We start from the raw sequence: 23,346 nt of genomic DNA, 5'->3' as shown, positions 1-23,346 counted from the left end.
CCCCGTGTAGCATAACCGCGCCTTTTTCAAAACTCTGCCTGCAAAAGCAGCCGCAAGCCGCAAACGAAAGCCCCATGGAATCCCCGAAAAACTTCGATCTCGTCCTCTTCGGCGCAACCGGCGACCTCGCCATGCGCAAGCTCCTGCCCGCCCTTTACCACGCACACGCCGCAGGCAGACTCCACCCCCTCGGACGCATACTCGGCGCAAGCCGCAGCCGCCTGACCCGTGCCGGATTTGTCGCCAAAGCCGAGCAGCAGGCCAAGCCTGACGATGCCGACCCCAATGTGTGGGCATCTTTTGCCGAACGGCTCGACTACCACCCCCTCGATATGGACGATGAGCGGGACTTCGCCGCACTTGCCGCCAAAATACACGGCAAAACCGACAGCGAAAGCACCGTTTTCTATCTGTCCACCGCCCCCAAATTCTTTACCCAAGCCTGCCGCAGCCTTGCCGCACACGGCCTCAACGGCGCAAACGCCCGCGTCGTCCTCGAAAAACCGCTGGGCACCGATCTCGAATCCTGCCGCCTTATCAACGACGGCGTGGCACAGTATTTCCAAGAACACCAAACCCTGCGCATCGACCACTACCTCGGCAAAAGCGGCCTGCAAAACCTCCTCGCCCTGCGTTTCGGCAACAGCCTGTTCGAGCCGCTGTGGAACAACCGCCACATCCGATCCGTACAAATCACCCTTGCCGAAACCCTCGGCGTGGAAGAGCGCGGCGAGTTTTACGACACCATAGGCGCGCTGCGCGACATGGTGCAGAACCACATCATACAGATACTCTGCCTCACCGCCATGGAACGCCCGCAAAGCCTGTCTGCCGGCCACCTGCGCGATGCCAAGCTGCAACTCATCCGCAGCCTCCGCCCCCTCGATCCCGAACGCGATGCCGTATTCGGCCAATACGCCTTTTCAGACGGCCTCAAAGGCTACACGCAGGAACACAAAGTTCCCGCAGCAAGCCGCACCGAAACCTACGCCGCCCTATGCGCCCGCATCGACACCCCCCGCTGGGAGGGTGTCCCTTTCTACCTGCGCACCGGCAAACGCCTTGCCCGCCGCTCCGCCGAAATCGTCATCGGTTTCCGCCCGCTTTCAGACGGCCTCTTTCCCACCCTGCTGCCCAACCGCCTCGTCATCAGCCTGCAAGCCGAAGACGAAACCGTCCGCCTCCGCCTCAACGTCAAAACCCCCGACGGCGCAAACCATACCGTTCCCGCCGAAGCCTGCTTCGACACCCGTTCCGGCCGCCGCCCCTCCGCCTACGAAACCCTGCTGCTCGAAGCCATAGCCGGCCGCGCCGCCCTGTTCAACCGACGCGACGAACTCGAAGCCGCCTGGGCATGGCTGGCACCCGCCCTGACCTTCCTGCGGCAGCACCCCCGACCGCCCCACCCCTACCCCGCCGGCAGCAGCGGCCCCGCCGCCGCAGAACGCCTGCTGGCACAGGGCGACACATGGTTTGAAGGAGACTGAACCCCTGCCTGCGCCGTTTTCAGACGGCCTCACAAAAAAAAGCCGTCCGAACCGCCTCTAAAACGGATTTTCAGACGGCCTTCCGTTTTTCAGACGGCCTGTGTAGCGCGGGTGCTGCCGCGCCCGGTGCATAAGCCCGCTTTTAAACGGACTTGGCAATCACAACATCATTGCCTGCGAACCCGGCGGCACAGACAACCTACGCCTGTTTGCACCGCCACGCCGCAAACCTTCTGCCCGCAATGCGGCTGCTGCACCAAGCCAGATGGTTATCACGACATTGCCCTACCCTTAGGTATCGTGAAACAAAATAAGCGGAAAAGCGGATGATGAAGTAGGGTGTGCCGCCCAAGCGGCGCACGCGTTCTTTGTTTTGCAGATATTCTGAAACCGCGTGCGCTACCCTAGCTGCCGTGCAAACAAAAACCGTGTTCCCATCAGTGGAAACACGGTTTTTTTACAGCGGAACAAAACAGAAAAGGGAACAGGCCGTGCGGCAAGTCCGCAGTTTTTATTCCGCCCTGTTTTCAGACGGCCTGACACGCAATGCATCAGGCCGTCTGAAAACCGTGTTGTCTGCAAAACAGGCTTATTTGAAGAAATCGCCTATGCCTGCGGGCAGCCCCTGGGTGAATTTGCCCATGGTGGCGGAAGTGAGCGACTCGGCCGCTTCGTGGGCGGCATTGACGGCGGCGAGAACGAGGTCTTCGAGCATTTCTTTGTCTTCGGCCGCTTCGGCAATCAGCTCGGGGCTGATGTCGATGCTGCGGATTTGGTGGCCGCAGGTCATCACGACTTTGACCAGGCCGTTGCCGGCTTCGCCGCCTACTTCGGTGGCCGCCAATTCGGCCTGTGCCTTTTTCATGTTTTCCTGCATTTTTTGGGCCTGCTGCATCAAGCCGCCCAGTCCTGCTTTTCCGAACATTGGGAATACTCCTATATCTGTATGGGTTGGTTTACGGGTTGGAAATGTTTTCAGACGGCCTCTGCTTCGCCATCGTATTCGCCGAGGTCTTCGGTGCGTTTGAGGCTGCCTTCTATCCAGCCTTGCGCCTGTACTGCAGCCATCAGGGTCTGGCAGGCGGGGTCGGCTTCGAGGCGGCGGCGGGCTTCCTGCCGTCCTTCCTGCTGGATGCGGCGGCGGCGTATGGCGGGGGTTTCCCAGCCTTGATCCGCCTGCCAGACTTCGGTTTGCACGGCAAGATCCGGCAGACAATAGGCTTCGGCGAGGGTGTCGCGGATTTTGTCGAAATATTCTTTGGTGGTGGTGGTGCGGCTGTTGCCGTTGAGGGCGAAAAACAGGCGGCACGCGCTGCCGTCGTAGCGAGTCCAGGCCATATTGTCCGCCAGCATCTGTGCCGCGCTGAGGCGTTTTTTCAAACGCCTGACGATGGCATGCCAGTTTTCGGCGGCAAGTGCTGGCAGAGGGGCAAAATCGGCTTCCTCTTCGTCGGCTTCGCCTCCGTCTGCGCCGCTTTCCGGCTGCGTGGGCAGATCGTCAAACGGAATCAGGCCGTCGTCCCAATCAGCTTCTTCCGCCTCTTCCCGCTGCGGCTGCTGCTTGCTGCGGCTGTTTTCAGACGGCCTCTGCGCTTCGGCTTGGACCGGGTCGTTGGCGGACGACGCGGAAACTGCGGCAGTTTGCGCGGCAGCTTCGGGGAAGGCTGCAGCTTCTGGAATACCGGCAGCGGATTCCGTGTTTTCAGACGGCCTGGAATCGGAAGATTCTTCGCGGCCGCCGGCTCCGTCTTGCTCCGCTTCTGTTTCCGCAGCCTGTACGCCGTGCCGCTCGGACAGTAGGTTTTCAGACGGCCTCTCGCGTGCAGGCATGTCTGCACGTGCACCTGCGTCGGCTTGTTTTTTTTCAGACGGCCTCTGTGCGGCGGATGTGGCAAAACCGTCTGCCTGCTGCGGCGCGGCAGCCTCTTCCCACGGCGGGGAATCCGCGTTCTGCGCCACACCGTCAGCGGCAACAGGTGCAGTAGAAACAGGGGCGGCGGGCTGATTTTGCACGGCAGCTTCGGGAACGGGGTCGTGCAGAGCGGTGCCGGCGATTTGCGCACCGTCCTGCGCGGGCGCGGCAAGGGGCGCGAAGGCAAGCATCCGCAAAAGGGTCATGACGAAGCCGGCGTATTCGTCGGGGGCGAGGCTCAAATCCTGTTTGCCGCGTATGGCGCATTGGTAGTAGAGCTGGATTTGTTCGCCGCTCAGGGCGGAGGCGAGGGTGCGCAGCGTTTCCCGTTCGGGGTCGTCTGCCGGCACGGCGGCGGGTACGGTCTGTATCAGGGCAAGGCGTTGCAGCAACAGGGCAAGCTCGGCCAGCGCGTTGTCGAAGCCGACGGCGCGTTCGGCCATTTCCTGCGCCTGATGCAGCAGAGCCTCGCCGTTTTGGGCGGCAAGTGCGCCGATTAGTTCGTATAAATAGCGTTTGTCTACCGCACCGATCATTTGGCGCACGTCGGCTTCGGCCACATTGCCCGAACCCATGGCGATGGCCTGGTCGAGCAGGCTGAGTGCGTCGCGCATGGAGCCGTTGGCGGCGCGGGCAAGCAGATGCAGGGCAGCCTGCTCGCAGGGAATCTGTTCGGCGGCAAGGACGTGTTCGAGATGGGCGGCGGCCTGCTGTGCGGTCATGTTGCGCAATACGAATTGCAGGCAGCGGGAGAGGACGGTAACGGGGACTTTGTGCGGATCGGTGGTGGCCAGAATGAATTTGACGTGGCCGGGCGGCTCTTCCAGCGTTTTGAGCATGGCGTTGAACGCGCTTTTGGAGAGCATGTGCACTTCGTCGATGATATAGACTTTGTATTTGCCGGCGGTGGGAGCGTATTGGGCGTTTTCCAGCACTTCGCGGATGTTGTCGATACCGGTGTTGGAAGCCGCATCGATTTCGAGCAGGTCGACATAGCGGCCGGCATCAATCTGGGTGCAGGCGGTGCAGGTGCCGCAGGGTTCGCCGTGGGCGGGGTGTTCGCAGTTGAGGCTTTTGGCGAGGATGCGGGCGATGGTGGTTTTACCCACACCGCGCGTACCGGTAAGCAGATAGGCGTGGTGCAGGCGGCCTTTGTCGAGGGCGTTTTGCAGGGCTTTGACGACGTGTTCCTGACCGACTAAATCGGCAAATTTTTTCGGCCGCCATTTGCGGGCAAGGACTTGGTATGCCATGGGAAATGCTCGTGAGGCCGTCTGAAAACAACGGCACTTCGGATGAAAAACGGCGCATTATAAACGAAACGAACAAGGCCGTCCGAAAGGCGGGAAGCTGCTGCAAACGGCCTTAACCTAAAATGGCAGGCCTTGTGCAGGACATTTGCGGAGATATTCGGGAGGCCGTCTGAAAATCTGAAAATATAAAAACAGCCGCCCGAATTTAGGCGGCTGTTTTTATATTTTTCACCAAACGGCTTACAGCCTGCTGAATACAAATAAATTCTTGGTGCCGGCGGCAAGCACTGGAAATAAAAAACCATTACTTCGTATTGTTGCATATTGCGTGAAAAATCAACAGCTAAAAATCAAGATAGCGGACTATTGCAAGCCGTTGGCACATTTGGCGTTATACTCTTTGCACCAAATTTGCACCAAAAAACGATATGGCAACCATTACCCAGCGCAACGGAAAATACCGCGCCCAAGTCCGTCTTCGCGGCGTTTCCAAGTCCGCCACTTTCGAGCGGCATGCGGATGCGAAAGCGTGGGCGGCGCGGATGGAGACGCTGATTCTTGACGGCGTGCAGGGCAACGCCGACCGCAATACTTATTTCGCCGACATTTTACAGCGTTACTTGAGCAGCGTAACCCCGACGCGGCGCGGCGCGAAGTTCGAGGGTTTGCGCATCCGGGCATTTCTGCGCGATCCGCTGGCTGAAATTCGCCTTGACGACCTGCGGCCACAGCACTTTGCCGACTGGCGCGACAGGCGGCTGCAGCAGGTATCGGCGGGCAGCGTGCTGCGTGAAATCGGCATCTTGTCTGCCATCTGTACCCATGCCGTAAAGGAATGGGGGCTGCTGCGGGAAAATCCTTTGTCCAAAATCAGCAAACCCAAAGAACCGAAAGCCCGCACGCGCAGGCCGTCTGAAAGCGAGATTGACGCACTCTGCACCGCCCTGCTCTACTCGTCCGATGCCAAGCCCGAGCTGGTTTACCAGCGGGCGGCGGCGGCGTTTCTGTTTGCGGTGGAAACAGCGATGCGGGCAGGCGAAATCTGTGGTCTGAAGTGGCGGGACATTGATTTCAAACGCCGTCTCGCTCATCTGCCCATGACGAAAAACGGCCACAGCCGCGATGTTCCTTTGTCGCGCCGCGCCTTGTCTATCTTGGAGCAATTGCGCGGCATAGACGACACCCGCGTCTTCGCGCTGGATACGGGAACGCTGGATGTCGTGTTCCGCCGCGCCCGCGACAGTTGCGGCATTGCGGATTTGCACTTTCACGACAGCCGCCGCGAAGCCTTGACGCGGATGGCAAAAAAAGTCCCCGTGGAAACGCTGGCAAAAATCAGCGGCCACAGGGATTTGCGGATTTTGCTCAATGTCTATTACAACCCTGATATGGCCGAAGTGGCTGATTTGCTGGATTGAGTATGCGGGTTTTACTTGAACACCGAAACCAGCGCGTTGTGTCTCTCGGCGCAGTCTTTGTACAGATGCACGGTCTGCAATGCCCAGGGCAGGATGTCCGCGCCCGTCGTTCCGTCCAATGGCTGCAACTTGGCGCAGGGCTGCACCAAATCGGCGGGCGGTTTATTCTGCGATGGCGGCGTTGAGTTGGCGCAGGCCGTCAGTATCGATGCAGTCAGTATGGTAAACAGGGCGTTCGATGGTTTTCTGCACTTGCACATAGCGTATCCTTTCTTTCTGCTCGCGTTCGGCCTTTGCGGCCTGATAGTCTGCGCTCGCCTGCCGCGCGGCTGCAGCCTGCTTCTGCGCCGCTTCTGCCAGCGCAAGGCTGATTTCGGCGGCCTTGTCGGCCTGCCCGCGTCTGTATTGCGCGGCGCGGTCGGCCTGCCATGCGGCAAACAGCGCAACACAGAGGGCGGCGGCAAGGGCGGGTTTCCAATGTTTTAAAAACAACATTAATTTTCTCCAAAAATACACAAAACGCTTGCCCTTACTTGCTTTTTGTGTAATAATACACACATCTTAAACAAACAAGGAAAGGATATGAAAAGCAGGGAGTTAATCGCTATTCTCGAAGCCGGCGGCTGGCAGCTTGTCCGAGTGAAAGGCAGCCACCATCAGTTTAAGAAAGACGGCGTTCCACACTTGATTACCATCAGCCATCCCGAAAAAGACGTATCTTTGGGGCAACTGAAAGATGCAAAAAAGAAATCGGGTTTGGATTTTTGAAACAAACGCCCCGCAAGGGGCTTTCCCTGCCATATCCGAAAAAAGGACAAAGCATGATTTACTATCCGGCCGCCCTGTTTCAAGATGCGGGGCAAAGCGGCTACGGCATAGTCATTCCCGACCTGCCCGGCTGCTATCCTGTGGGCGATACGGTGGAGGAGGCCTTGGCCGACGCGAAAGCCGCCGCCGCGTTCCACATTGAGGGCATGATTGCCGAGAGCTTGGAATATGTTACCGCGCCGCGCGGCATTGCCGAGCTGCGCAGCCTGCCCGATTATGCCGACGCGCTTATGTGGGTGTTGGTAGAGGTGGATGAAACCGTGTTTTCCAAACAGACGCGCTTCAATGTGAGCTGGCCGCAGTATTTGCTCGACCGCGTGGACGAATACACCGCCATACACCATGAAACACGCAGCGGCTTTCTCGCCCGTGCCGCGCTGGACGCGCTCAACCGTTCCTGAAAAACTCTTTCTGTTCTTCTTTGCGGCGGTTTTCCAGCCCGCGCACCACGCGCCCGCCTGCTTTGTTCCACAGGGCAAAGGCGGCGCAGGCGGCCTGATAGCGTTTTTCGTTCAGCAGGCGCACGGCGGAGGATTTGGCAAAGGCCGCTGTGCCGATGTTGTAGCAGAGCGAAACGCAGGCGTTAAACTGCGACTGGGTGAGCGGGGCGCGGACGTATTGGCGCACCGCCGCTTCGTAGCTTTGCACCTGGTTGAGAAATTCGGCGCGGATTTCGGCTTCGCTCATGCTGTCGCCCATTTTCACGCGCTGGCCTGCGCGTGCGCCCAGCGTGTAGCGGATGAAGCCGATGCCTATTGTCGGAATCCCCGCGCTGTCGAGATAGGCGCGGCTGCGCGTGCCTTCGAAGCGGGCAAGCAGGGCATAGCCCGTGTTGTCGAGTTTGAGGTTTTCATTCATTTGCTTTTCCTTTCTTGCTTTGAGGCCGTCTGAAAGCTACTCCCCCAGCCATTCCTTGCAGATTTTCAGCAAGGCCTGCACATTCGATCCGCCCGCCTTGTCCATGGCGGCGCGGATCACTGCCATATCCTCTGCCTTGCCTTTGACCGACATTTGCACATACTCGCCGCTTTGAAGCTTGGCACGCGCAAATGCGGCGGCTGTTTGCTGACGCAGTTTTTTGGAATGTTCGCTGTTGCTGTTTGCCATGATGTTGCCCTTGTAAAAAAATCAATTTAACGGTAAAGTATGCAGCTGAATGGTTTGGCTAAAGGGGCGCGGTGTTCTGCCACCCCTTGTTTACTTACTTATGCTTAGTAGACGTTGCTAGCGACTAACAGCAGAAACAGTATGAAAACAATTTTAGCCATTTTGTACAGCCTTTCCATTCAGCCTTAACTTCGCCCTGTCGGTTGCCCCCGATGGGGCGTAAGTGTTTCTGAATGGTTGTATTATATGGCTACTATATAAAAAAGTCAAACCCTTTCTGCGGATTTTTGCTGCCTGTAAACAAGTTAAGCCGTTGATTTTATTTTACTACATAAATCTGTGTAGTGAGATTTTAAAAAAACCTTGTACCCCATCCTGCACTTCGTTATGATTGCCGAGTCATCGCAAGCACTTAAATATCATGGCATTAAAGTTCCAACCAAGAGAACGCAGCGTCGTTATATGCGACTTTCGCGGCTACGAAGAACCCGAAATGATAAAAAAGCGGCCAGTTGTCGTACTGGCCCGCCACCGGCACAACGGCCAACTCGTAACCATTGTGCCGTTGAGTTCCACCGAGCCGGCTATATACGCCGCCTACCACCACAAAATGAGCGTCAACCCCCTGCCCGACAAGCAACATATCGAATGCTGGGCAAAATGCGACATGCCCGCCACCGTATCTCTGGCACGGCTGGATCGTTACAAACCCGCCAACGGCGAGCGCTGCGTCCCCGTAATCGGTATAGACGACTTTGCCTCCATCAAAACAGCGGTTGCCAACGCATTAAGGCTGTACTAAACTGCCAATGTTCCCGCAAGGGGCTTGTAAGACTGTCCTGCAAAATGGGCAGCCGGCGGCAGGCACTAAGCGATGACAAGCTGCCTGCCGTCGTGATAGGGCATCGGATTTATCCGGTGCCCTTTGTCTTTTGCGCCTGCACCGCCCTAAAGCTACTCCCCCAGCCATTCTTTGCAGATTTTCAGCAAAGCCTGCGTACGGCTGCCGCCCGCTTTGGCTATGGCCGCGTCGATAATGTCCATTTCGGCGGCTTTGCCGTTGATTGTCATGGTGCGCCTTTCGCCGCTGGCCAGCTTTTCCCGCTGCCACTTGGCCGCCGTTTGCTGACGCAGTTTTTTACTGTGTTCCGTATTGGCGTTTGCCATGATGTTTTTCCTTGTGGTATAGTTTTCAAAAGATTGGAGGAAGGGCAGCGGTGTTCTGCCGCCCTTTTTACTGCTTAGATTCTACTTCTTAATATGCCGGCAAGCTGATAAGAAGCAAAATCACGAAGATTAGGAACTTCTGCATTTTCATCACCTCCTTTCTTTTTCGGATTCCCGCCGCCTCCAACGGCGGGTTTCTTATTTCCTAATCCATGAGGCGTATTATAATAAAAAGCAGTAATACAGTCAAGCCCTTTCTGCGGATTTTTTTAAGCTAAGTCGTTGATTTTTGCCATAAGCGCAATTTTGCGCACATGGATTTTTAAAAAAGTGATTGACAAAAAATAAAGCCGTGAATGATAATCCGCTCATCACTTTACAAAGCGGTTCAAATCGCCCCGATAGCGCGGCTTTTTTGTGCCTGAACAAAAAATACACGGATTAAGTCATTGATTTTATTTCAAGGCTCAAATATGAGACTTGAAAAATCCCAGTCAATGGCGGGTCGAGAGAACGAATACAACACCTTCGGGAAATAAGTTCCGCCGACTTTGTACGGTGATTGAAGCCCGCCGCCCTTTTGCGGCATCTCATCAATCAATTTACAAAGGTGTTCATCATGAACTCAATTCAAATCTCAAACGTGGCCGTGCGCCAAACCGAAAACCAACTCTACAATCTGAACGACCTGCACAAAGCAGCAGGCGGCTGCGACAATCACAAACCAGCCAACTGGCTGCGCATTTCCCAAACCCAAGAGCTGATCGCCGAAATCGAAGCGCAAGGCGGCAAGGCTGCCGAAGTGGTACACGGCGGCAAAAACCGCGGCACGTTTGTGTGCAAGGAACTGGTTTACGCCTACGCCACTTGGATTTCCGCCAAATTCTTCCTGCTGGTCATCCGCACCTTTGACGCGGTGGTTACAGGCCGTCTGAAAGCCGAATCCGCCCCGACTTCCGTTGACGAGCGCACGCCGCTGCGGCAGGCGGTGTCCGCTTTGGTGGGGCTGCGGCGGGTGGACTATTCCACCGCCTACAATATGGTGCATCAGCGTTTCGGCGTGGAGAAAATCGAGGATTTGCCGCGCGAAATCCTGCCCGATGCGGTGCGCTATGTCCACGCGCTGACGCTGGACAATGCTTTGACGGGCGAGGTGTTGGAGCGGCCGGACAGGCCGTCTGAAAAACATCTGGCCGACCATGAAATCCACAATCTTGCCGTGTGCCTGAAATATCTTTCCGACAGCATGGACTTCCTGCGCCCGCTGTCCGATTCGCTGCGCGGCTTGGGCAGCCACTACGCAGGCCGCGCTTTCTCGCTCTCGCAAGAGCCGCATACGTGGCTGCACTCCGCCAAACACAGCCTGACGCGGCTTGCCGACGGCCTCCAAGACCCCGCGCCCGTGCGGCAGATGCTGGGGCGGATGCTGTAAAGGCTGCGTGCGCGGCCGGTGCGGCACGCACCGGCTGATTTCCGCGTGGGGTGTGGCGCAGCCGCGCACGCGGTTTTTGCTTTGGCGGTAGGGGTGTCTGTTGCGGGGTTTGGGACGCGTGCGTCGCTTTGGCGACACACCCTACGTGTTTTTTCAGACGGCCTCTGTGGTTTGGGTAGGGTGTGTGGCGCAGCCACGCACGCGTTTGTCCTGCCTGCCTGCTTTTCAGACGGCCTACCAGTTGCGCGCCCTGCTGTTTCGCAAACGCCAGGTCTGGGCGGCGAAGTAGGCGGCTGTGGCGGCGTTGAGGATGACTTCGTGCGGGTTGGCGGTGTCGGCCGAAGAGGCGGCCACGCCGACGGCGGAAGCGAGCAAGACGGCGTGTATCCACAATTCGGGCTGGCGCAGCGTCCAGCGTTGCACGGTGAGGCGGCAGGCGCAGTGCACGAAGATGAGCAGCGCGGATGCGAGGTTGGCAAGATTCATCAGGGATGGGGCGTTCATGCTTTGTCCTCCTTTTTCAGACGGCCTAAGATATGCTCGCGCACCAGCGGCAGCAGCCACGGCCAGCCGCCGCCAAGCACGACGGGCAGCAGGGGTTTGAGCAGTTCGGCGGCGCGCTGCGGGTCGAGTGCGCCGCGCTGCACCAGCCATTCGGCCAGCACGGGCGAAACCGCGCCGGCCAGAAGCATGGACAGCAGGATGGAGAAGAAGCCGGCTTGGCGCGAGGCGGCCGGATGCAGGCCGCGCACCACCGCGCCGGATAAGCCGCCGAGTATCAGCGCGTCCAGCGGCATGCCGAACAGGGTGCCGACGATGCCGATGCCGCCTATGCTGTACAGGTAGGCGGCGGAAGTGCTTGTTTCGATGGGCATGGTTTTTCCTTTGTTTTCAGACGGCCTGTTGCGGCCGTTGCGGTTTGCGCCGCTGTTTTCCCTTATCTTGATTGTGTCTTTTCAGACGGCCTGTTGCGCCGTGTACCGCTTCACTCATACGGCAATATCGCTTATGTCCGAATCGGGCGCGGGGGCTAGGATGCTGCCCGTGCCTGCGTCGTAGAACACGCGCCGCCCCGCTTCGCCCTGCCCGCGCAGGATGACGGTGCGGCCGCTTTGCGTTTGCGCCTGCCATGTGCCGCCGCCGAGATCGGTGGTGAGTGTGGCGGCGGCGCGGGTGTGGCGGTCGGTGAGGCTGATGAGTTGTTGGTAGAGGTTCACGGGCTTTCCTTTTGGTTTTCAGACGGCCTTTGCCGTTATCCGGCGGGGGTGCTTTGCGGCATAGGACGCGTGCGCGGCTAGTCGGCGATGTAGCGGTCTATGCTGACGGTTTGCATGACGACGGGCGCGTCGTTTTCGATTTCGACGGACAGGGTCAGGCCGGTTACCACGCCCTGCCAGTTGCCGCTTGGCTCTTGGATTTCCCAGATTTCGCCCAATTCGGCGCGGGATATGGCGTATTTTTCCGCTACGGGCAGGGTTACGGATTCGGTTTTGTGCGTGCCCGCTTCGTTGAGGGCGGCGACTCCGGCGGCTTCGAGAACGGACAAATCGGTGTAGAGCGGGCCGATCAGGGCGGCGGCGCGGGGTTCGCGGCTGCTGCCTTTTTTGTACACGTCGGCGGCTTTGCCCTGATTGTGTTCGGCATAAACGAATACGCCGGAGGCGGTGGGGCGGACGGACAGGCTGCCGCTGATTCTGACGATGACGGAGGCGGGGATGACGCGGTCGGGCGCGGCCTGCTGCCAGGCGGGGGCTTTGCGTTTGGGCAGGACGGAGATTTCGCCGCGCGCCGGATGGCTGTATACGAACGCGCCCGCCGTTTCGGCCAGCTCGCGCACCACGGCCATCGGGGTCTTGCCTTCGGTGGAATAGATGCCGCCGGGTATCAGCCAGTCGGCGGCCTGCCAGTCGGCAATGCGGATGCCGCTGTATTTAAGGGCCTGATCGGCAATCTGACGGGCGTAGATCGGGTTGTCGATGAGGCCGCCGCGCCGTGCGGCGTAGCTTTCGCCCAGCCGTGCGCTGCGGCTGCGGCCGGAAACGGTGTAGCTTTTTTGGCCGAAGCTGCGGTTGTCGCGGTATTCCTCTGCGAGTATGGCGAAGGTTTCGCCGTTGATGTCTGCTTCAATCAGGGCTTCGCGGCCTTTTTCGCGCCCGTCCATATCCAGGCGGGCGAAGTCTTCGGGCGGGATGGTCAGGCTGCCCAGCCAGCAGTAGCCGGAAGTGTCGGCGGTGAACGAGGCGGAAAAGAGTTCCAGCGGTTTGCCGCCCGCTGTGGCGCGGATTTTGTTTTCAATCATGTAAACCTTCAAAATGGGCGTGTGCGCCTGCGCATCGCAGGCAAAGGGCAGCGGCACGGCGGCGGGATGGTGGACGATGTGGCGGCGGCGCAGCGGCAGCGGCAGGCGGTCGGACTTGGGGCGTTTGCCGCACAGATGGGTTTCGGGATCGGGCGGGGTCGGTATGGGGATGTCGTGCCATTCGCACGGCGGGCGCAGGGCTGCGCTGTGGCGTGTGCGCAGGCAGGCGCAAAGCGGCTGTTTGTGCAGCAGGCCGAGTGCGGCGCAGCGTGCCAGCGGCTGCTGTGCGGTGGTGGTTTGCACGGTGCAGGCGCGTGCCTGCGACAGGGCGGACAACACCGCTTCGGTGCAGCGGCGCAGCTTGGCGTAGCGGCCGGTATGGGCGGCGGTGCAGCGGCGCAGTTGTTCCGCCTTGCCGTAGCGGATAGCGGTGCGGCGTTGGAGGCCGTCTGAAACGCTTGTGTTTTGGGCGGCGCAGCGGCGCAGCTCTTGCATGCCAACCACGGCGGAGCGCAGGCAGGCGGAGAGCGGCAGGCTTTCGCTCTGCACAAAGCGGGGCGCGGCCTGTACTTCGAGGCCGTCTGAAAAGGCATTCAGGCACCCGACAGCCCCCGCTGCGGCGGCATTCGGAAACGCGAAAGCGGCGGCTACCGGCACGCGGCGGCTTGGCGGCGGCGCGGGCGGATCAGACGGATCGGGCAGACTGCCGCCCTCCTCCGTCTGCCCCAACAGGCGCGCAAAGGGCAGCGGCAGGGCGGCGGCGTTTGTGCCGGACAGAGGCCGCCCAAAGGGCAGCGGCAGGGCGTTGTATTTGACGGAATCGGACATGTTCAGACCTTGCGGCATAGGACGCGTGCGTCGCAAGCGACACACCCTGCGCGCTTAGGGGGTATCTTCCACGGCGCGGACGTAGTCGTAACAAACGGGTTCGTATTGCCGCTTGTGGTCGAGGGCGATGACAAGGAAATCCTGTCCGGTGTCCAATTGCTCGAACAGATAGCTGCCGTCGTCGGCAGACCAGGTGTCGTCGATGACTTTGAAACGCTCGCGCTCAATCAGCAGGATGCGGCGGGATGCGGGCCTGCCGCCGACGGTAACGATGCCGATACCGCGTCCGGCGATGATGCCGCGCCCGTGGTTGCGTTCCCTGTACTGCACAAACCGGGCGGCAAAAACCTGATTCTGCGGCACGGCATGGCGCGTCCGCCGCCATGTGAGGATGCGCGGGGCAAAAACGCTGTTCATCATATTTCCCAATATGAGGTGTTTACCAAAACGGCGGTATCGCGCTGGTTGCCGTCGCCAAAGTCCATGCAGATGAAATTTTCGCCGGCGAGCTGGTCAAAACGGGTGCCGACGGGAACGGCGGACATACGCTCGGCCACGGCAGAGATGCCCGGCAGCAGCCCGCGCGGCATAGTGAGGCTGTTGGCGTATTCCATAATGTATACGGGGAAGGCGGAAAAGCCGCCGGAAACAGGCGAGGGGTATTCCTGCGGAGTCTCGTTTGCAGAATATAGAGAAAATGCGGCAGTTTGCAGATTTGCGCCCGCGCCTTTTCTCAGGCCGTCGTAGGATTTGAGCAGCGCGGCAAAAGTGTATGCGCTACCACCGCGCGAATAAAACCCCCTTGGAACAATGTTTTGCCCGTAGGATTGGCCGAAGGAGCCGATGCAAACCATATTGCCGTTGTCGCCCGCCGAGAGCGTGGGAAAGTCGCCGAAATACAGATAGCGGCAGCCGCCGCCGCGCCCTTCCGCAAAAAAGGCAAAGCCGCGCGGGCAGGCAATCAGCCACCATTTGCGTGTTTGGTAAGAATAGTCGGTCAGATGCAGGTTCTGTGTTTGGTTGAATACCGCTTCGCCGCTGTCGATGCCGCTCATGGCGGTGTAGGCCTGTATGTAGGCAATGCCGGCCGTGCCGTTGTCGATGCGGATGAGGCCGCGCGGCGATTTGGGGTCGGCGGGGCGCAGGGCGATTTTGTTGTTGCCTTCAAAAGCCGCCTCCCAGCCTGCGGCGGCTTTCGCGCCGTAGCCGGTAAGCAGGCAGGCTTTGAGGATGGTTTTGAATGCGCCGGCGGCGTTTGCGAGCTTGGGCGCGGAGGGGTCTTCGGAGGTGTAGAGGGTAACGGGGACACGTTCGGTGCGCAGCATGGGGTTTCCTTTCTGTCGGGCAGGCTATGGTAGGGAAAACCCCGCTGCCGCGCGGTCTGCGCGGTTTCACTGCAATAAAAATCCCGCCATGGGGCGGGATTCGTGTTCAGGCATAAGCAGGGATGATGTGCGGCCGCTCTTTTTGGCCGGCCTGCCATAAATCGTAATCGGCTTGCTGGTGCAGCCAGCTTTCGGGGCTGGGGCTGTTTTCGCCCAGCCATGCGTGCAGTCTGATTGCCATGTCCGCGCTGATTCCCGCTTTGCCGTTTAGCAGGCGGGAAAGGGTTACGCGGGACACGCCAAGCTGCCGCGCGGCTTCGGTAACGCTCAATCCCAAAGCGGGCAGTATGTCCTCTCGGATGGTTTCGGCGGGGTGCGGGGGGTTGTGCATCTGCATGGGTTTTCCTAGTGGTAGTCTTGATAATCGACGATTTCGGCACGGCCGTTTTCCAGCGTAAAGGTAATGCGCCAGTTGCCGCTGACGGTAACGCTCCAATGGCCTTGCAAACTGCCTGCCAGCGGGTGCAGCCGCCAGCCTGCGATATTCATATCGGCGGGGTCGGCCGCGCTGTTGAGACGGGCAAGTATGCGGGCGATTTTGGGGGCGTGGGCGGCCTGTATGCCCGCCTTGCTGCCTGTTTCAAAAAACCTTTGCAGCCCTTTGTGCCTGAATGAAAGTATCATTTGTCTGTATCGCGTCTGTTTGCCATATTGTAACGCATGGCGATACAAAAAGACCAGTATCCGGCTTTTCGGAAACGTATTGCCGCGTTGATGCCCGAGGGTTTTCAGACGGCCTCAACCGTCGGCCACGGTGTTGCCGCGCAGGCAGGCGGTAAAGCCGTCGCGGCGGCTCTGCCGCTCGGGCGAGGGCTGCACGGCGCGCAAAATCCACACGGGCGTGGGCGTGCCGTAGGTGTTGAAACGCACGCAGTTTCTTGCCGCCCAGCCGCCGCCGAATGCCGTGCGCGGCAGCGTGAAATAAGGCTTGCCGGTGGCGGGGTTGGCGGGAGCCAGGTCGGACAGGGTGTCGCCTTTGGCAACCAGTCCGAGGGTTTCGCCGTACAGCTCGAACTGGTTTTCCGAGGTAAACAGAATCAGCCAGCGTTGCGTTACCGCGCCGCCGCTGATTAATTTGAACGGGTAGTTGCGCACGTCCAGCCGCGCAAGGATTTCTTCGCCGTCGATTTCGTCTTTCCAATGCCTGCTCCACGTCTGCTGCGAGAAAGGCTCGCTGGCGCGTACCAGCAAATCGCCGGCAATCAGGGCGGAAGAAACGTAGGTACCCGCTTTCGGATAAGCGCGGGACACGGGAAACTGCAGTTTCAGACGGCCCGATATGTCGGCGCGGGCAATGCGGTTTTCCTCTTCCCACGCCTGCACGGCCGTCAGCGGCATTTGGTAAGCGGACAAATCCAGCGGGTCGGCAAAGGCCAGCGTGCCGGCGGATACGGTGTAATGCTCGGACAGGACGTGTTTGCCCGCCGCGTCAGTCAGACAGACGCGGTCGGCATCCGGCCGCTCCAGCGGGATGCGCTGCCCGGCCGTGAACGCGCTGCCGAGGTTTTGTTTCAGGCGGTTGCCGATGACGATCATGTCGCCCTTGCGGAAGATGGGGACGCGGCCGTCGGCGGGCAGGCGCACGGAATCGATGCCGATGACGGAGGAATCGAGCGGGATGTCGTCCTGCAACACCACGTTGTAGCGCAGGGTGTCGGGCAGAAAGCCGCGCTCCCGTTCGATTTGGAAAAAGCCGGTGCGGTAGTCGATTTTGCCGGTAAAGTCTCCCGTAAGATTGCCTTCCGCGTCGGAGCGGGCGGAAATCAGGCCGCCGCCGCCCGATGCATAGACGGTAAAGCTCTCGGGCTTGACCGGTGCGCCGCCGACCCGGCCGCAGAAGCTGAAGGCGGGCTTGGGTTCGAGGGATACGATGCCCGCCGTTACTTTCAGCGCGGCCAGATTGAGCGAAGGATCGGATACCTGCACGTTGCCGTTTTCCAAATTCAGACGGCCTGCCGCTTCGCCGCGTCCGGTTTCGGGCTTGAAGTTTTTATACAGCACGCCGCCGCGCTCAATCAGCCGCACGCCGCCGATGTCAAACGCCCAACTGTCCTGCACCGGCCGCGCGCCCGACTGCGGCAGTACGTTGGCCCACACATTGGACGGCGTTTCGGTAAGGTGCACCTGACGGGTGGCGGTGCTGTCCAGATAGCGGCAGGCGGCGGCCTGAATTTGGTAGGCTACATTGGCAACCACGCGCTCGCGGCCGTATTCGGCGGCCTGCGACGCGCCGGGCAGGATTTGGACGCTGCCGGTGTCCTGCGAAGTGCCGGAGATGGCCAGGCCGAGCCTGTCCGGTTCGGGCAGGACGATTTTGCCGGTGCCGTAGTCGATTGTTGCGCCGGGCAGGGTTTTGCCGTCGGCCATCAGGCCGCCCGCGCCGTTGTCGGTAAAGGTGATTTCCTGTGCGCCGTAGACTTCTTTTTTGTCGTAGGCCAGCCGCAAATCGTGTTTTTTCGCTTCGACGATTTGCGCACCGTTGACCATCTGTCCGGCTTGCAGGCGGTTGTATTTCATCTGCACCCAGCTTTCGGTCTGCACCGTGGCGCGGGCGGTGTAGGCCACGCGCAGGCACAGGCTGCCGGGCGCGATGCGGCCGAGTGTGAGGTTTAATGCACCGGTGGTCTGTTTGCCGACGCTGTATTCTTTCGCTTCGCCGGTGTAGGCCTGATAGGCGATTTCCACGGCTGCGGCTTCGAGGCCGTCTGAAACGGCCGCCCGCCCGCCGTAATAATCGACATAGCCCGCCGCCGCGCCTTTCAGACGGCCTGCTTCGTCTGTGGCCGTTTTGCCGTTCCACGACAGGCGCAGCGTGCCGGGCTTGATGAAGCCGCCGTCCGCAGCGGGCAGCACCGCGCCGCCGCCCAGGGTTTTGACCGCCGGCTGCGTGCCCGCCTCTTTCGCGTCGTAGGTTTGGAACACGCTCTTGTCGCCCCATTGGAAAACAATGCGGCTGCCGACATCCGGCAGGGCGGGCAGATTAAGGACAACCGAGCCTGTGGCCGACACCGTGCCGCAGGCTTCGCCCGCTTCGTCGCGCAGAATGCCGCCGCCTTCGTCGGTGAGCGTGTACCACGCCCCCAAAGACATAAACGACACCGACAGCCCGGCAGGGGCGGACGGCAGCAGCGGGGCAAACTGCGTGCCCTGATTGCTGTCTTTGATTTCCAAGAAAGCGGCAAAACGGGCGGCGTTGACCGGCACGGCGGGGATGGCGGACACGGTCAGGCCGTAGCTGTCGGGAAAGGCCTGTATCAGGCCGCGCCGGTAGTCGGCTTGCACGCTCTCGCCGCCGCGTACGAGCTGGCCGCGTCCGTTGTCTGCCCAGCCGTCTATCTCGATGCTGCCGGGCAGTACCGGATTTTCCAGCCAAATATCGCCCGAGGCTTTGGCGGCCGTCTGAAACACATTGCGGCGCGGCGCGGACGGCACCCACGTCTCGGAAGACACCGGATACGCGTCGGCTTCGGCGGTTTCCACCGTGGCGGTGGGGACGAGTTTGGCAAAAATGCTCTCTACCAGCACTTGTGCGCCGCCCGCCGCCAAATCTTCGGCCAAAGGCTGCACGCCGCAATAATTGGCCGAATCGGCCACATGGGTTTCCAAAACCAGCGTTTCGGCATTGGCATAGCCTTCGGCCGGGTAGTCCACGCCTTTAAAGTCTTCGACCAGCGCGTTGGGAATTTCCATTTTCAGCACGCGCCGTTGGATTTCTTTGGTCTGCCCGCTGGGCAGTACGATTTCAAAGGTGCGGATTTCGTCTTTGACCGACGCAATGCGGAAAAACTGCTGGCGCGTGCGGCTGCGGTTTTCCAAACAATACCGCTCGCCCACCTTCGGCAGCGGGGCTTCGACGCGCTGGTAGGCCTGCACCAGCCGACCGCCCGCCAAATGCCGCCCCAAAAGCGTCATGCGGCTTTCGATGGTCGGCACGCTGTATGCCTCAATGCGCGGCAGAATATCGGCGCGGCTTTCGCCGTAGTTTTTTGCTTTAAACGCCAAATAAGACACGTTCTGCGCCTGGGGCGGCTCGGAAATAACCAGATGCGCCCCGTAGAGCGGCTCGGCATCGTCGCGCAGCACGCCGGGATAGACCAGCCGCGCGTCAAAACTGCCCATCGTCCTGTCCAAATCGGACACCGGCGGGAACAGTTCGTTGTCTTTGCCGGTGAGCGGCTCGCCCACCATCAGGCCGCCGCCGTCGGGCGTGTCGGTGAGGCGTTGCGAGGGGTAAATCCGCAGGTCTTGCTGTGTGAGTTTTGCCATTTTGCTATACCGTCATTAAGTTAATTGTTGCCAGATAAGGCGTGTCGTCCGTTTCGGGGGTGCGGAAGGCCACCGCCTCCGCCTTGCCGAACAGCTTGTCGTGCAGACGGAAGGCAGTATCGAAACTGCGGCCGTCCGGCAGCGTCAGCGTCATGATTAAGCCCGCCGTGTCGCTCCAGCCGCGCAGCCGCAGCAAATCCGCCCGCCTGTGCCACGCCCAATCGCCGGAAAGGGTTACCGGGCGGCCGTTTTGCTTTACCCCCTGCTGGATAACGAGGCCGCCCGACAAAGTGCGCTGCGGCGCGGCCTGCGCCACCGCGCTCCATTCCATCTCGTCCTGCCACTGCATATCGTCCGGCAGGGCGAGGATTTCGCCGGTGTCTTTGCGTTTGAGCTGCATATCCAATCCTTTACACCATCCGCCGCAGGCCGTCTTTCAATTTTTCGATTAAGACCGCCGCCGCCGCATCGGCCACTTTCGCATCACGCCTTTCCAGCGCGTTTTTCCATTCTTCAATCAAGCCCGCCACCCCATCCCAGCCGATATTGATCTGCGGCTCGGCCAGGGCGGACAAATCGGGCGTTTTTTCCGCTTTCGCCTGCTTTTCCGCTTCGCGCTTTTCCCGCTGGCGGCGGTAGAGCTGCTCCTGCAATTCGGCCGCTTTGCGGTATTCGGCCGCCGTGCCGTCGTCCGCCGATTCTGCGGCTTTTTTCTTCCATGCTTCAATCTTGCGCCGCGCCTCCAATTCGTGCGCGGCCTCTTCGTTGCCGTCCAGTCCCGCCAGTTCCGCCTCCAAAGTTTCCCGCGCTTCTTTGGCTTCGTTCTGCATTTCGCGCAGCTTCTGCCGCGCTTCGTCGATTTGCGCGTGCAATTTCGTCAGGCGCACGGAGTCGAGCTTGCCGGTGGCTTCGGCAGCGGCCTGCGCGGCGCGGGCAAGTGCCTGCTGGTTAATCGTGCCATCGCGTGCCATTTGCGACACGGCATCGCCCGCCTCTTCGGCTTCGCGGATGATGGCGGCAAAGCCGTCTTTGACCGCCTGCAATTGGTTTTTGTATTGAATCCAGCGCGTTACGCTCATGCTTTCGGGCTGGCCGACGTTGAAACGGTCGATTTCGGCATTGAGTGCGGCAAACTCTTCGCGCGTGAGCCTGATGTTGCCGTGCTGCGTGGAGAACACTTCGTGCAGGCGGGTAACGCGGCGCACCGCACCGGCGGCGGCTTTGTCCGCGCCCTGCGCTGCCTGCGCGGCGGCGTTGGCGGTTTGCGCTTCGGCATCCGCATGGGCGCGGGCGGCGTTGGCGGCCTGCTCGTGGGCGGCTTTTGCCGTGTCGCCCATTGTCGCGCTCTGCTGTGCCACCTCCGCGCTGCGGCGTTTCACTTCGGACAGGGTTTGGCCGTATTGCGCGGCGGTAATCAGGCCGTCTGAAAACGCCTGCTGCGCCTGTGCCGCCAGCGTTTCCAACGCGGCATCATCGGCGGCGGCTTTGACGGATTGGGCAAGACGATCGTAGGCCGTGCGCGCGCCGTCTGCGCCGTGTTCCGCCGCTTCGTTGAGGCGTTGCAGTTGGGCGCGGGTCAAATCGGCGCTGCGGCCGCTGTCGGCCAACTGCCGGCGGAAGGCGGCAAACTCGGCCGGACTTTGCAACTTGGCCATCATCTGCTCGAAGCCGTTGCGAATCAGGCGGGCATCGTCCACGCCCTGTTCGCGGGCAAGGTTGGAGGCCGTCTGAAAATCGGCAAAAGCCTGTTTGGCTTTCGCGCTGATGCCTTCGGTTACGGCATCGGTGTCCACGCCGATTTGTTTGAACGCTTCGCGCAGCTTGGCCGCCGCACCCTGCGCCGCGCCGCCGATTGCCGACACCTTGCCGGCGGTGTTGTCCGCCTCTATGCCCGCATCCAGCAGCGGGCGGCGGATTTGCGCCATTTCTTCGGTGCTTTTGCCCGCTTCCACCGCCGCCTTCTGCCACGCGCCTTCCGCTTTGAGGGCGGCGCGTTCGCTGCTGCGGGCGGCCTGCTCCGCCGCATCCGCCGCTTTTTTGGCCGCCTCTTCCTGCGCCGTGCCGGCGGCCTGCGCCGCTTTTTCCTGTGCCTCTTTGGCCGTCTGCGCCGCTTTGACCGCTTCGGCGGCCGCGCTCTGATAGGCGGCGCGGGCTTCTGTTTCCAAACGATCGAAGCGTTCGCTTTCGCTTTCTGCCGCGTGTTTGGCCGCTTTCACGGCGGCCGACTCAAACGCCAGGGCGCGTTGCTCGGCTTGGGCAAAATGTTTCTGCGCCGAGGCTTTCATCTCGGCGGCGGCACGCTCGAAGCCGGCGGCCACTTCGCCGAAGCTGAGTTTGGCCAAGCCCTCCAACACCAAGGCAACCGCCGACTGCGCCGCGCCGGCAAAGGTTTCCACGGCAATGCCGATGGCGGCAAAACCGTCTTTGATTGCGCCTAATGTGATATTGATGCCGTCGAGCAGGGATTTGAGCAGGTTGAAATCCTGCCCGCCGCCGCCCAAGAGCGCGGAGACGGCATTGCCCGCTTCGTTGATTTGGCCGATCACGCTTTCAATCAGGTGCGCCACTTCCGCCGCGCCCGTTTTGGCGGTGTCGTAGGCGGCGGCAAACGCATCCGACAGGTTGCCGGTGAGCGTGCCGTCCAAGCCGTCCAGCGCGGCTTCCAGCTTGTCCAAACCCGCGCCCACGTCGGCCAGTACGGCGTGGTAGGCATCGGAAATGCCGCCCGCTTCGCCGAATTTGAGCATTAATTCGTCGAGGCGGTTTTTCAGGCGGTTTACGGAAGCAGAGGCCGACTCCGTGCCGCCGAAAGCCTCTTCCATCGCCGCGCCGAATTTGGGCAGGAAGTCTTCGGCGGCAATGCCGTTTTCCACCATCTTTTCCAATTCGGCGGTGGTAACGCCCATCGCTTTGGCGGCCACGGCCATTGCGGGCGTAAGCCGTTCGCCGAGCTGGCCGCGCAGCTCTTCCATGCTGACTTTGCCTTTACCGGCAATCTGCGACAAGGCCAGCAGTACGCCGTTGGTTTCTTCGGTGGAAAGGTTCATCGAAGCGGCCGCAGAGGCCACGCCCTTGAATACCTGCTGCGTGTCCGCCGTGGAAAGGTTGATGTTTTTGGTGGCGGCGGCAAGCTGCGCGTAGCCGTTGGCGGCGGATTGGAGCTCCAAGCCCAAATCGGCGGCCACGCCGCGCACCCACTCCATTTGCTCCGCCGCACCCGCCGCGCCGGAAAAGGCGTATTCCATGCGCGATTTGATGGCGGCAAATTCGGCGGTAGTGTCCAAAATGCGCTGCAAACCCTCTTTCACGGCATACAGGCCGCCGCCCACGCCCGCAGCGGCCAGCATGGTGCGTCCCATGCCGGAGATGGAGGCCGACAGGGGGGTAAGTTTGGCGGGCAGTGCGTCGGCTTGCGCCCCCAGCCTGCCGCCGGCGCGGGTCAGGCCGTTTGTGCCGCCGCCCGCCTTTGCCGCTGCCGCATCCAGCCTGCCGACAGCGGCTTCGAGCTTGGCAATGCCGTCTGCGCCGTCGGTTTGCGCCGTGATTTCAATACCCGCCTTGATGTTTGCCGCACTCATACGCCACCTTTTCAAAATCCGTTCAATTGGCGCGGATATTAAAAAACCGCCCGCACCAAACGGCGCGGACGGGCTTCATTACGGAGGCCGGTTTTCGCAATTGCCGCACATAACACCTGAATTTCAGACGGCCTTTTTTTGTTTGTTTTCTAAAAAACGCTTGATTATAAACGTGTACACGTTTATAATTCTTTTCATGGATTAGGAAATAGAAATCCCGCCGTGGGAGCGGCGGGAAATCCGAAAAAGAAAGGAGGTGATGAAAATGCAGAAGTTCTTAATCCTGTTGATTTTTTTACTAATCGCTCGCGACGCTTGGTAATAAAATACAACCAGTAGCAAAAAGGGTGGCGGAAACGCCGCCCTTCCTCCCGACTTTTCCAAAC

The 23,346-nt window shown here is 60.3% G+C and carries 24 protein-coding genes; 6 read left to right on the top strand and 18 right to left on the bottom strand.

Annotated features, from left to right (window positions below):
- The first annotated feature begins 74 nt into the window (after positions 1–74).
- Positions 75–1,487 carry a glucose-6-phosphate dehydrogenase gene (gene zwf / locus DYE40_RS00300; protein WP_115307222.1) on the top strand — a complete coding sequence of 471 codons (1,413 nt, stop codon included), beginning with the start codon at positions 75–77 and terminating at the stop codon, positions 1,485–1,487.
- A gap of 589 nt (positions 1,488–2,076) precedes the next feature.
- Here zwf and DYE40_RS00295 read toward each other — a convergent pair.
- Together DYE40_RS00295 and dnaX are read right to left on the bottom strand one after the other, a co-directional pair.
- On the bottom strand, positions 2,077–2,412 hold the full coding sequence (locus DYE40_RS00295) for a YbaB/EbfC family nucleoid-associated protein (protein WP_115307221.1): 336 nt from the start codon (positions 2,410–2,412) through the stop codon (positions 2,077–2,079).
- A 50-nt stretch (positions 2,413–2,462) separates the two neighbouring features.
- A complete protein-coding gene (gene dnaX / locus DYE40_RS00290) occupies positions 2,463–4,652 on the bottom strand; it encodes a DNA polymerase III subunit gamma/tau (RefSeq protein ID WP_115307220.1) in 2,190 nt (729 codons plus the stop codon).
- A gap of 428 nt (positions 4,653–5,080) precedes the next feature.
- On the opposite strand from dnaX, the gene DYE40_RS00285 reads away from it, so the two are divergent.
- Positions 5,081–6,070, top strand: a complete 990-nt coding sequence (locus tag DYE40_RS00285) for a tyrosine-type recombinase/integrase (protein ID WP_115307219.1) — start codon at positions 5,081–5,083, stop codon at positions 6,068–6,070.
- Between the two features lie 11 nt (positions 6,071–6,081).
- Here the strand turns inward: DYE40_RS00285 and lysC are convergent, their stop codons facing one another.
- Entirely contained in the window at positions 6,082–6,330 is a 249-nt protein-coding gene (lysC, locus tag DYE40_RS13190; protein WP_425451168.1) for an Rz1-like lysis system protein LysC, read from the bottom strand.
- Entirely contained in the window at positions 6,233–6,565 is a 333-nt protein-coding gene (locus tag DYE40_RS00275; RefSeq protein ID WP_115307218.1) for a hypothetical protein, read from the bottom strand. Before DYE40_RS00275 ends, lysC begins: the two co-directional genes overlap by 98 nt.
- Before the next feature lie 87 nt (positions 6,566–6,652).
- On the opposite strand from DYE40_RS00275, the gene DYE40_RS00270 reads away from it, so the two are divergent.
- Positions 6,653–6,838 carry a type II toxin-antitoxin system HicA family toxin gene (locus tag DYE40_RS00270; RefSeq protein WP_115307217.1) on the top strand — a complete coding sequence of 62 codons (186 nt, stop codon included), beginning with the start codon at positions 6,653–6,655 and terminating at the stop codon, positions 6,836–6,838.
- A gap of 53 nt (positions 6,839–6,891) precedes the next feature.
- Positions 6,892–7,299 carry a type II toxin-antitoxin system HicB family antitoxin gene (locus DYE40_RS00265; RefSeq protein WP_115307216.1) on the top strand — a complete coding sequence of 136 codons (408 nt, stop codon included), beginning with the start codon at positions 6,892–6,894 and terminating at the stop codon, positions 7,297–7,299.
- Here the strand turns inward: DYE40_RS00265 and DYE40_RS00260 are convergent.
- Together DYE40_RS00260 and DYE40_RS00255 are read right to left on the bottom strand one after the other, a co-directional pair.
- On the bottom strand, positions 7,286–7,756 hold the full coding sequence (locus DYE40_RS00260; RefSeq protein ID WP_115307215.1) for a lysozyme: 471 nt from the start codon (positions 7,754–7,756) through the stop codon (positions 7,286–7,288). The genes DYE40_RS00265 and DYE40_RS00260 overlap by 14 nt on opposite strands.
- Positions 7,757–7,792: 36 nt before the next feature.
- Entirely contained in the window at positions 7,793–8,005 is a 213-nt protein-coding gene (locus DYE40_RS00255) for a hypothetical protein (protein WP_115307214.1), read from the bottom strand.
- A gap of 421 nt (positions 8,006–8,426) precedes the next feature.
- Here DYE40_RS00255 and DYE40_RS00250 point away from each other — a divergent pair, with 421 nt between their 5' ends.
- Positions 8,427–8,807 (top strand): type II toxin-antitoxin system PemK/MazF family toxin, encoded by a 381-nt coding sequence (locus DYE40_RS00250; RefSeq protein WP_115307213.1) that lies wholly within the window; start codon positions 8,427–8,429, stop codon positions 8,805–8,807.
- A 152-nt stretch (positions 8,808–8,959) separates the two neighbouring features.
- On the opposite strand, the gene DYE40_RS00245 is transcribed toward DYE40_RS00250, so the two are convergent.
- The gene (locus tag DYE40_RS00245) at positions 8,960–9,172 is read right to left on the bottom strand and encodes a hypothetical protein (protein ID WP_115307212.1); all 213 of its coding nucleotides are present in this window, start codon (positions 9,170–9,172) and stop codon (positions 8,960–8,962) included.
- A 619-nt stretch (positions 9,173–9,791) separates the two neighbouring features.
- On the opposite strand from DYE40_RS00245, the gene DYE40_RS00240 reads away from it, so the two are divergent.
- Complete coding sequence (locus DYE40_RS00240; RefSeq protein WP_147286535.1) at positions 9,792–10,604, top strand: KilA-N domain-containing protein; 813 nt, start codon at positions 9,792–9,794, stop codon at positions 10,602–10,604.
- 234 nt (positions 10,605–10,838) lie between these two features.
- Here DYE40_RS00240 and DYE40_RS00235 read toward each other — a convergent pair whose 3' ends face one another.
- The 11 genes from DYE40_RS00235 to DYE40_RS00185 form a co-directional block, all read right to left on the bottom strand.
- Positions 10,839–11,108, bottom strand: coding sequence for a hypothetical protein (locus DYE40_RS00235; RefSeq protein WP_147286534.1), 270 nt, complete (start codon positions 11,106–11,108; stop codon positions 10,839–10,841).
- The gene (locus DYE40_RS00230) at positions 11,105–11,479 is read right to left on the bottom strand and encodes a hypothetical protein (RefSeq protein WP_115307209.1); all 375 of its coding nucleotides are present in this window, start codon (positions 11,477–11,479) and stop codon (positions 11,105–11,107) included. The genes DYE40_RS00235 and DYE40_RS00230 overlap by 4 nt, the downstream gene beginning before the upstream one ends.
- Positions 11,480–11,593: 114 nt before the next feature.
- Positions 11,594–11,821 (bottom strand): hypothetical protein, encoded by a 228-nt coding sequence (locus DYE40_RS00225; protein WP_115307208.1) that lies wholly within the window; start codon positions 11,819–11,821, stop codon positions 11,594–11,596.
- A 77-nt stretch (positions 11,822–11,898) separates the two neighbouring features.
- Positions 11,899–13,731, bottom strand: a complete 1,833-nt coding sequence (locus DYE40_RS00220; RefSeq protein WP_147286533.1) for a hypothetical protein — start codon at positions 13,729–13,731, stop codon at positions 11,899–11,901.
- Positions 13,732–13,785: 54 nt separating this feature from the next.
- Complete coding sequence (locus DYE40_RS00215; RefSeq protein WP_244731562.1) at positions 13,786–14,151, bottom strand: hypothetical protein; 366 nt, start codon at positions 14,149–14,151, stop codon at positions 13,786–13,788.
- Positions 14,148–15,056: a hypothetical protein gene (locus tag DYE40_RS00210; RefSeq protein WP_115307206.1), complete on the bottom strand. Its 909-nt coding sequence runs from the start codon at positions 15,054–15,056 to the stop codon at positions 14,148–14,150. The genes DYE40_RS00215 and DYE40_RS00210 overlap by 4 nt, the downstream gene beginning before the upstream one ends.
- 106 nt (positions 15,057–15,162) lie before the next feature.
- Entirely contained in the window at positions 15,163–15,552 is a 390-nt protein-coding gene (locus DYE40_RS00205) for a HigA family addiction module antitoxin (RefSeq protein WP_245944035.1), read from the bottom strand.
- Complete coding sequence (locus DYE40_RS00200; RefSeq protein ID WP_115307204.1) at positions 15,462–15,740, bottom strand: type II toxin-antitoxin system RelE/ParE family toxin; 279 nt, start codon at positions 15,738–15,740, stop codon at positions 15,462–15,464. Before DYE40_RS00200 ends, DYE40_RS00205 begins: the two co-directional genes overlap by 91 nt.
- 114 nt (positions 15,741–15,854) lie before the next feature.
- Positions 15,855–19,382 (bottom strand): hypothetical protein, encoded by a 3,528-nt coding sequence (locus tag DYE40_RS00195; protein ID WP_115307203.1) that lies wholly within the window; start codon positions 19,380–19,382, stop codon positions 15,855–15,857.
- 4 nt (positions 19,383–19,386) lie between these two features.
- Positions 19,387–19,782, bottom strand: coding sequence for a hypothetical protein (locus tag DYE40_RS00190; protein WP_115307202.1), 396 nt, complete (start codon positions 19,780–19,782; stop codon positions 19,387–19,389).
- Between the two features lie 10 nt (positions 19,783–19,792).
- Complete coding sequence (locus tag DYE40_RS00185; RefSeq protein ID WP_115307201.1) at positions 19,793–22,960, bottom strand: tape measure protein; 3,168 nt, start codon at positions 22,958–22,960, stop codon at positions 19,793–19,795.
- Positions 22,961–23,346 lie beyond the last annotated feature (386 nt).

It is taken from the genome of Kingella potus (assembly GCF_900451175.1).
GTDB classification, from domain to species: domain Bacteria; phylum Pseudomonadota; class Gammaproteobacteria; order Burkholderiales; family Neisseriaceae; genus Neisseria; species Neisseria potus.
The sequence above is the reverse complement of the archived record's forward strand: the minus strand, read 5'-3'. Positions and strand labels throughout refer to the sequence as shown.

Coding starts and splice junctions, on each gene's coding strand:
- DYE40_RS00285 (WP_115307219.1), top strand. CDS start 5,081: ATGGCAACCATTACCCAGCGCAACGGAAAATACCGCGCCCAAGTCCGT.
- DYE40_RS00215 (WP_244731562.1), bottom strand. CDS start 14,151: ATGATGAACAGCGTTTTTGCCCCGCGCATCCTCACATGGCGGCGGACG.
- DYE40_RS00270 (WP_115307217.1), top strand. CDS start 6,653: ATGAAAAGCAGGGAGTTAATCGCTATTCTCGAAGCCGGCGGCTGGCAG.
- DYE40_RS00190 (WP_115307202.1), bottom strand. CDS start 19,782: ATGCAGCTCAAACGCAAAGACACCGGCGAAATCCTCGCCCTGCCGGAC.
- DYE40_RS00255 (WP_115307214.1), bottom strand. CDS start 8,005: ATGGCAAACAGCAACAGCGAACATTCCAAAAAACTGCGTCAGCAAACA.
- DYE40_RS00265 (WP_115307216.1), top strand. CDS start 6,892: ATGATTTACTATCCGGCCGCCCTGTTTCAAGATGCGGGGCAAAGCGGC.
- DYE40_RS00260 (WP_115307215.1), bottom strand. CDS start 7,756: ATGAATGAAAACCTCAAACTCGACAACACGGGCTATGCCCTGCTTGCC.
- DYE40_RS00235 (WP_147286534.1), bottom strand. CDS start 11,108: ATGAACGCCCCATCCCTGATGAATCTTGCCAACCTCGCATCCGCGCTG.
- DYE40_RS00295 (WP_115307221.1), bottom strand. CDS start 2,412: ATGTTCGGAAAAGCAGGACTGGGCGGCTTGATGCAGCAGGCCCAAAAA.
- zwf (WP_115307222.1), top strand. CDS start 75: ATGGAATCCCCGAAAAACTTCGATCTCGTCCTCTTCGGCGCAACCGGC.
- DYE40_RS00245 (WP_115307212.1), bottom strand. CDS start 9,172: ATGGCAAACGCCAATACGGAACACAGTAAAAAACTGCGTCAGCAAACG.
- DYE40_RS00230 (WP_115307209.1), bottom strand. CDS start 11,479: ATGCCCATCGAAACAAGCACTTCCGCCGCCTACCTGTACAGCATAGGC.
- DYE40_RS00250 (WP_115307213.1), top strand. CDS start 8,427: ATGGCATTAAAGTTCCAACCAAGAGAACGCAGCGTCGTTATATGCGAC.
- DYE40_RS00195 (WP_115307203.1), bottom strand. CDS start 19,382: ATGGCAAAACTCACACAGCAAGACCTGCGGATTTACCCCTCGCAACGC.
- DYE40_RS00220 (WP_147286533.1), bottom strand. CDS start 13,731: ATGTCCGATTCCGTCAAATACAACGCCCTGCCGCTGCCCTTTGGGCGG.
- DYE40_RS00240 (WP_147286535.1), top strand. CDS start 9,792: ATGAACTCAATTCAAATCTCAAACGTGGCCGTGCGCCAAACCGAAAAC.
- DYE40_RS00275 (WP_115307218.1), bottom strand. CDS start 6,565: ATGTTGTTTTTAAAACATTGGAAACCCGCCCTTGCCGCCGCCCTCTGT.
- dnaX (WP_115307220.1), bottom strand. CDS start 4,652: ATGGCATACCAAGTCCTTGCCCGCAAATGGCGGCCGAAAAAATTTGCC.
- lysC (WP_425451168.1), bottom strand. CDS start 6,330: ATGTGCAAGTGCAGAAAACCATCGAACGCCCTGTTTACCATACTGACT.
- DYE40_RS00210 (WP_115307206.1), bottom strand. CDS start 15,056: ATGCTGCGCACCGAACGTGTCCCCGTTACCCTCTACACCTCCGAAGAC.
- DYE40_RS00200 (WP_115307204.1), bottom strand. CDS start 15,740: ATGATACTTTCATTCAGGCACAAAGGGCTGCAAAGGTTTTTTGAAACA.
- DYE40_RS00185 (WP_115307201.1), bottom strand. CDS start 22,960: ATGAGTGCGGCAAACATCAAGGCGGGTATTGAAATCACGGCGCAAACC.